The sequence below is a fragment of the Pseudomonas sp. P5_A2_2 genome (genome assembly GCF_054177685.1).
Window position 1 is genome coordinate 1 of record NZ_JBGCUL010001225.1, and the last position, 1189, is coordinate 1189.

At 61.9% G+C, this 1189-nt stretch carries 2 protein-coding genes; both read left to right on the top strand.

The features are described 5' to 3' along the window. On the top strand, positions 1–434 hold a 434-nt coding region (locus tag ACXRVY_RS30295; protein ID WP_458239112.1), incomplete at its 5' end, for an amidohydrolase family protein. Between the two features lie 18 nt (positions 435–452). Beyond that, a partial coding sequence (locus ACXRVY_RS30300) for an amidohydrolase family protein (RefSeq protein WP_458239113.1) occupies positions 453–1189 on the top strand: 737 nt, incomplete at its 3' end.

The following is a 1189-nucleotide window of genomic DNA, read 5'->3' on the forward strand; positions in this document are numbered from 1 at the left end:
GCATCGCCCATGCTGGCGGCCGCGTGGCGTTTGGCAGCGATTGGCCGGTCGATCCCCTCGATGAGTTCCTGGCGCTGAAAGTCGGTGTCACCCGTTCCGGCGACCCGACCAATCCGCACAGCTATGGCCCCAAGTATGCCGGGCGACTCAACACCGATCCGGCGTTGTCGCGAGCCGAAGTGCTGCGCAGCATCACCCTCAGTTCCGCCGAACAGCTGAAGCTGGACGCGGTGTTGGGGTCGGTCGAAGTCGGCAAGTTCGCTGACCTGATCGTGCTCGACAAGAACTTCATGCAGGTGCCCGAGGAGGAACTGGGCCGCAATGACGTGCTGCTGACGCTGGTCGGCGGCAAGGTCGTGTGGGCCAAGGCGCCGTTCCTGGGGATTGCGCCGCACGTGGTTTCCCAAGCTGTTACTTCCCGATCCGCCCCATAAAAACCAGAGAGCGTTCCGATGCGATTCATTCCAAACCTGTTAGCCGCCGCGCTGGCCTTGTCTTCGGTACAAGCGATGGCCGCCGCTGACCTGGTGTTGTTCAACGGCAAGGTCTTTACCGCCGAACCCGGCCAGGCGCTGGTGCAGGCTGTTGCGGTGCAAGATGGCAAGATTCTGAAAGTGGGCAGCGATGCCGAAATCAATGCCCTGGCCGATGCCAAGACCCAGCGCATCGACCTGGCAGGCAAAGTGTTGATGCCAGGCATGATCGACACCCACAGCCACCCGGTCTCGGGCGCCTTCGACAGCATGAAGGCCAACCTGCTGGACGAGGTCAAACCCTTGCCGGAACTGGAGCAATGGTTGATCGAAGAAGACAAGGCCGGACGAGCCCGCTCCGGCGATGTGATCAGCGTCGCCGGGGTCAGTTCGGCCTACTGGGAGAAGAGCCGTGAACTGGGCAAGGTGTTCAACCAGGGACGCTGGGCCGATCAGCCCATCGTTTTCAGCGGCATCGATGGCCACACCGGTTGGGCCAACAACGCGATGCTCAAGCGCCTGAATATCGATGCGGCACTGGTCAAAAGCCTGCCGGAGAAAGAGCGCGGTTACATCGGCCATGAAGCGGACTTCACCCCTAATGGCTACTTTGCCGAATCCCGCTGGGACGTGGTGCGCAACGGTATTCCTGCGCCCAGCCCCCAGACCATGCTCAAGGCCGCGAAAGAGGCGGTGCGGGTCAACAACCAATACGG